6 protein-coding genes are annotated in these 5,474 nt (G+C 68.7%); all 6 read left to right on the top strand.

Annotated elements, in window-relative coordinates:
* Positions 1 to 232: 232 nt before the first annotated feature.
* From ACTIFJ_RS13665 to ACTIFJ_RS13640, 6 genes are read left to right on the top strand one after another with little or no spacing between them, the layout of a single operon-like run.
* Entirely contained in the window at positions 233 to 1,687 is a 1,455-nt protein-coding gene (locus tag ACTIFJ_RS13665; RefSeq protein WP_439534667.1) for an amidohydrolase family protein, read from the top strand.
* Positions 1,687 to 2,196 carry a carboxymuconolactone decarboxylase family protein gene (locus tag ACTIFJ_RS13660; RefSeq protein ID WP_439534666.1) on the top strand — a complete coding sequence of 170 codons (510 nt, stop codon included), beginning with the start codon at positions 1,687 to 1,689 and terminating at the stop codon, positions 2,194 to 2,196. The genes ACTIFJ_RS13665 and ACTIFJ_RS13660 overlap by 1 nt, the downstream gene beginning before the upstream one ends.
* Positions 2,193 to 3,062, top strand: coding sequence for an alpha/beta fold hydrolase (locus tag ACTIFJ_RS13655; protein WP_439534665.1), 870 nt, complete (start codon positions 2,193 to 2,195; stop codon positions 3,060 to 3,062). Before ACTIFJ_RS13660 ends, ACTIFJ_RS13655 begins: the two co-directional genes overlap by 4 nt.
* A gap of 8 nt (positions 3,063 to 3,070) precedes the next feature.
* Entirely contained in the window at positions 3,071 to 3,874 is an 804-nt protein-coding gene (locus ACTIFJ_RS13650; protein ID WP_439534664.1) for an SDR family oxidoreductase, read from the top strand.
* A gap of 21 nt (positions 3,875 to 3,895) precedes the next feature.
* Positions 3,896 to 5,059 carry a class I SAM-dependent methyltransferase gene (locus tag ACTIFJ_RS13645; RefSeq protein ID WP_439534663.1) on the top strand — a complete coding sequence of 388 codons (1,164 nt, stop codon included), beginning with the start codon at positions 3,896 to 3,898 and terminating at the stop codon, positions 5,057 to 5,059.
* Positions 5,060 to 5,066: 7 nt separating this feature from the next.
* Entirely contained in the window at positions 5,067 to 5,354 is a 288-nt protein-coding gene (locus ACTIFJ_RS13640) for a hypothetical protein (RefSeq protein ID WP_439534662.1), read from the top strand.
* The last annotated feature ends 120 nt before the right edge of the window (positions 5,355 to 5,474 follow it).

Raw genomic sequence — 5,474 nt, 5'->3', positions numbered from 1 at the left:
AAATGCCTCCGGCGGCTGGGGGCGATGCCCCCAGACCCCTTGAATTGGGCTTGTTCCTAAGCGACGTCGGCTTTCGCGGGCGTCGCGCCACAGGCTATAAATGCGCTTCGCGCGCCCTACATATGAAGTCCCGCCAAAGCCCCCTTCATGGGGTCTGGGGCCTAAGGCCCCAGCCGCCGGAGGCCCTTCTCCCCCCGTCGGAGGCCCGTCCCTCCCCATCGAGGACCCCCGCATGACCGACACGCTGATCACCAACGCCTATGTCATCACCATCGACCCCCAGCGCCGGGTCTACACCAACGGCCATGTGGCGATGGCGGGCGGCAGGATCACCAGTGTCGGCCCGATGGCGGACGCCCCGCGCGATGCGAGGGAGACCATCGACGCGAAGGGCAAGGTCGTCATGCCCGGCTTCGCCAACACCCATAACCATCTCGTCCAGGGCGCCTTTCGCGGCTACAACGACGATCGCTGGCCGGTTCTGGACCTGCCGACGGCGGTGAAGAATTTGCTGCATCAGCTGTTCACCATGACCCGCCGGATGGACGGCGAGCGCACCAACAAGATCGTCCGCCTGCACATGCTGGACATGCTGAAGTCCGGCTACACGGCGACGCATGACGAGCATTTCACCAATATCTGCAAGGACTCCGCCGATGGCGCATTCAGCGCGGTGGCGGAGAGCGGCATGCGCGGCTTCCTCGCCCGCTGCATCGTCAGCGGCGAGCGCGTCCCCGAGGCCGGGTCGGAGACGGCCGAGGCCGGGCTGATCGAGGTCGAGCGCCTGCGCGGCAAATTCAATTCGGATCGTCTGGAAATCGTGCCGGGCATCCTCAACTTCCATTTCTTCGAGGATGTCGAGGACATGCGCCGCATCCGCCAGGGCGCCGACCATATGGGCAGCCGTCTCGATGTCGACATGACCGACAACAGCCGCGGCGGCACGCTCAAGGCGCGCGGCTTCAACGGCGGCCAGCTCGATTATTACGCCAGCTTCGGCGTCCTCGACGGCCCGATCTACGCCGGCAAGGGCCATGAGCTGCTGCCGAGCGAGATGGACAGCCTCGCCGATCGTGACGCGCGTTTCTCGCTGGTGCCGGTGCTACGCTTCTTCGATGGCCGGGGCCTGCCGGTCCATCATTTCCTGTCGCGCGGCATCCTGCCGGGTCTCGGCACCGACGCGCCGCTGGTCGCCGATTGCCAGAGCCCGTTCGAGATGATGCGCAAGGTCATCCTCGCCCAGAATCTCGCCGTCAAGCGCGAGCAGGCCGAAGGCATGGAGCGGCCCGCCCCCGAGCATTGGGTCACCGCCGAGACCGTGCTGGAAATGGCGACGCTCGGCGGCGCCCGCACCCTGTTCATGGAAGAGACCAGCGGCAGCCTCGAACCCGGCAAGGCCGCCGACCTGATCATCGTCGATCTCGACCGCGCCGAGACCCAGCCGACCCATGGCAACCGCCGCACGCCGGGCATGCTGGTCTGGGCCGCCCAGTCGTCGAATGTCGACACGGTGTTCGTCGCCGGCGAGAAGCTGATCGAGGGCGGCCGCTCGACCCGCTGGAACGAGGAGACGGTGATCGCCGAGGCCGCCCAGGCGCTCGCCGACATCGCCGAGGAAACCGGCCTCTATGCCAAGCTGCCGAGCCGCACGCCCGGCCAGTCCTTCCGCAACTGGCAGTATCTCTGATGTTCGAGCCGCTCCCCGACCACAAGCTGCCGCAGGATGCCCCGGCGTTCGCCCGCAAGCTAAATGTCTATCGCACCATGGCGCACAATGCCGAGCTGCTCCGTGCCTGGGCGCCGCTGCGCGCCCATGTCGTGCTCGGCGGCGCGCTGACCGAGGCGCAGAAGGAGATCGTCATCCTGCGCACCGGCTATCACTGGGGCTCGGCTTATGAACGCGCGCATCATGTCGTCCGCGGCCGTCTCGCCGGCCTGTCGGATGCCCGCATCGCCCGCACCGCAAAGGCGTCAGAAGAATGGGGCGTAGCGGATGAGGATACCGCACTGATGGCCGCCACCGACGCGCTGCTGACCCACGGCCGGCTGTCGGAGGCCGAGCTGAAGGCGCTCGATCCGGCGCTGGTCCTCGATATCATGGCGACGATCGGCTTCTACACGACGCTGGCCTTCATCGTGAACAGCTTCGAAACCCCGATCGATTCCGACATCGCCATGGAGGGCGTGCCGCAATGACCATCACCCGCCGCACCACGCTGGGCCTGCTCGCCGCCACACCCGCCATCGCGAAAGCCGCCACTACCGCCCCGCAAGGCCCCTGGAACCGCCAGGGCGACATCGCGGTCGGTGGCGGCAGCCTCCATTGGCAGAGCCTCGGAGAGGGCGGCGCGACCCCGCTTATCCTCCTCCACAAGCTCGGCGGCTGGATCGCCGACTGGCGCCACGTCGCCCCGGCGCTGGCCGCCAACCGCCGCGTCATCGCCTTCGATCTCCCCGGCCACGGCGCCTCGGTCATGCACGGCCCGCCGCCCTCGATCATGACCGTCCCCGAGGTCGCCGCCATGGTGCTGGCCGCGCTCGACGACATGGGCCTCGGCCCGGTCCATATCGCCGGCAACTCGATGGGCGGCATCACCGCCGCCGTCATCGCCGCCTGCTGGCCCGAGCGGGTGAAGACCCTGGGCCTGGTCAGCGTCAGCCTGATCGACCGGATCAGCCGCGCCGACATCGCCCAGCAGGATGTCGATCGCAAGGCCCAGGGCCTCGCCGACGGCGTCCTGCCTGTCGGCATCTTCGCCACCATGGTCCCGGAAGTCACCGAGGAGCAGGTCGCCAGCCGCGCCGCCGCCGGCCCATGGCTCCGCCCCTGCGAGCGCGGCGTCGGCTGGGTCGGCGTCACCGATTATCTGCCGCGCGTGAAGGCCCCGACCCTGATGGTCAATGCCGATCGCGGCCAATATGTCCGCCACATCGCCACCGGCAAGCGCCTGATCCCCAATGTCACCTCGGTCGAAATTCCCGAAGCGGGCAGCTTCGTCCATCAGGAACGCCCCACGGAAGTCGCCGCCGCGATGAACGCGTTCCTCGGCCAGCACGGGTGACCTCCGCTGTGGTCAAAACCGCCGTCATCACAGGGGCGAGCCAGGGCCTCGGCCTCGGCATCGCCCGGGCGCTGGCGGCGCGGGGCGTCCAGGTCATGCTCGCCGCCCCGAACGCCGACGCCCTCGCCGACGCCGCCGCCACCGTAGCCGGCGCCGCCCATCACCCCACCGACGTCCGCGATCCCGCCCAGACCGAAGCCCTCGCCGCCGCCGCTCTCGGCCATTTCGGCCGCATCGACCTCTGGCTCAACAACGCCGGCCAGGCCCTCACCGGCACCGACCTGCTGACCATCCCGCCAGAAACCTTCGCCACCATGGTCGATATCAACCTCAAGGGCGCGCTCCATGGCAGCCAGGCCGCCGCCCGCGCCATGGCCGATACCGGCGGCACCATCTGGAACACGCTCGGCGCCGGCGCCGATGGCAACACCGTGCCGCAGATGAACGGCTATGCCACCAGCAAGGCCGCCCTCACCTTCCTCACCAAGGCGCTCGCCGCCGAGGCCCCGCCCCATCTCGCCTTCGCCGCCATCAGCCCCGGCCTCGTCCTCACCGAAGGCTTCTTCCGCGAGAACGCCCGCATCACCCCGGCCGAGCGCACCGCCCGCAACGCCACCGTCAACATCCTCGCCGACACGGTCGAGACCGTGTCCGACTGGGCCGCCGACCTCATGCTCGCCCCCGCGACCAACGGTGCCGTCCATGACTGGCTGACGCCCGAAAAAATCGCCGCCCGCCGCGCCCAGATGCCGCCCCGCGACATCCTCGCCACACTAGCCTCGCCACTGGCGATGCCGCTCGCAAACGCCTAAGTTACAAAGAGGAGACCCCGCATGACCTTCCTCACCAATCTCGACGATCCCAGGCTCGGCGCCGGCGCCAAGCCCGCCTTCGGCCTCAGCCAGCGCGGCCGCAGCTCGATGGAGATCCTCGGCAGCATCCAGCAATTCTCCGCCAGCAAAATCCGCCCCGCCGCCCGCGCCGAGTTCGAGGCCGATCCCGCCGCCGCGCCCCTCGCCGACGCCCACAAGGCCGACACCGACGGCAAGACCGCCCGCCCCCGCATCGCCGAGGCCCGCGCCATCGCCGACCGCAAGCCGCTGTTCCGCCTCGAACGTTTCCTCCAGCGCTGGGTCGCCGAGGAAGTCTTCGGCTCCGGCATCCCGGCCATCGAGGAGCGCCGCGCCCAGTTCGAGGCCTTCCAGGCCGCGCCGCTGACCAAATCCGCCGGCGGCACTCTCGATCTCGCCGAAACCCCGGCGCCCCGCTACTGGCAGACCGAATGGCATCTCGAGCCCGGCGGCTGGGACGGCTATGATCTCTACAGCCCGATGTTCGCCTTCGCCGTCGGCCCCTATATCTTCAGCAAGGGCGGCTATGCCGCGGTCGGCGTCGGCGACGACATCGCCCAGCAGCGCATCGAGACCGTCAAGCAATTCCCCAAGACCCATTATGACCGGATCTTCGAGCCCGGCTGCGGCGGCGCCACCACCTTCCGCGCCCTCCACACCGTCTTCCCCGACGCCGAGCTGCACGGCGCCGACCTGTCCCCCGGCCTGCTCAAGGCCGGCCACCGCATGGCCGAGAGCCAGGGCATCCCCGCCCATCTCAAGCAGCGCGAGATCACCAATACCGGCGAGCCGGACGCGCATTACGACGCCGTCATCACCTACGCCCTCCACCACGAACTGCCGCCAAAGGAGAACGCCAAACTCTTCGCCGAGATGTTCCGCATCATGAAGCCCGGCGCCGACATCGTCATCTCCGACCCGCCGCCGTTCCGCGCCGTCGACCTGTTCCACGCCGTCATCCTCGATTGGGACACCGAGAATCGCGGCGAGCCCTTCTTCTCGGCCGTGCTCCACTCGAGCCTCGACGAGCAGCTCAAGGCCGCCGGCTTCACCAGCGTCGAAAGCTATGCGCTGGGCCAGGACTGGTACCCGTGGATCACCCGCGCCACCAAGCCGCTCGCCACCCCCCTCTCACAAGCCGCCTGAGGCCCCGATGACCGACGCCACCCTCGATGCCATGAGCACCGATGATCTCGCCCGCATCACCATGGCGCTGGTCCAGCAAGTCTGGATCATGCGGGACCGCATGGCCATCACCGAAAAGCTGCTGGAAACCAAGGCCGGTATCACCCCCGAAATGATCGACGATTACGTCCAGACCCCGGACGTCCGCGCCGAACTCGAAAAGCTGCGCGCCCTCTATGTCTCCCGCGTCGTCGGCGCGCCGCTCGCCGCCCGCCAGCGCACCGTCCCCGACATCCTGAAGCGCGGCGGCTTCTAGGAACGGTGTCCAGGAAAATGGCCTCCGGCGGCTGGGGCCGCAGGCCCCAGACCCCAAAATTGGGTTGATCCACAAGGCCCTCCCGCCTTCCTCTGCGGAGGCCAAATTGTGGGGTCTGGG

This window comes from Polymorphobacter sp. (assembly GCF_051860865.1).
GTDB lineage: Bacteria > Pseudomonadota > Alphaproteobacteria > Sphingomonadales > Sphingomonadaceae > Sandarakinorhabdus.
This window is presented reverse-complemented; position numbering and strand designations above follow the sequence as displayed.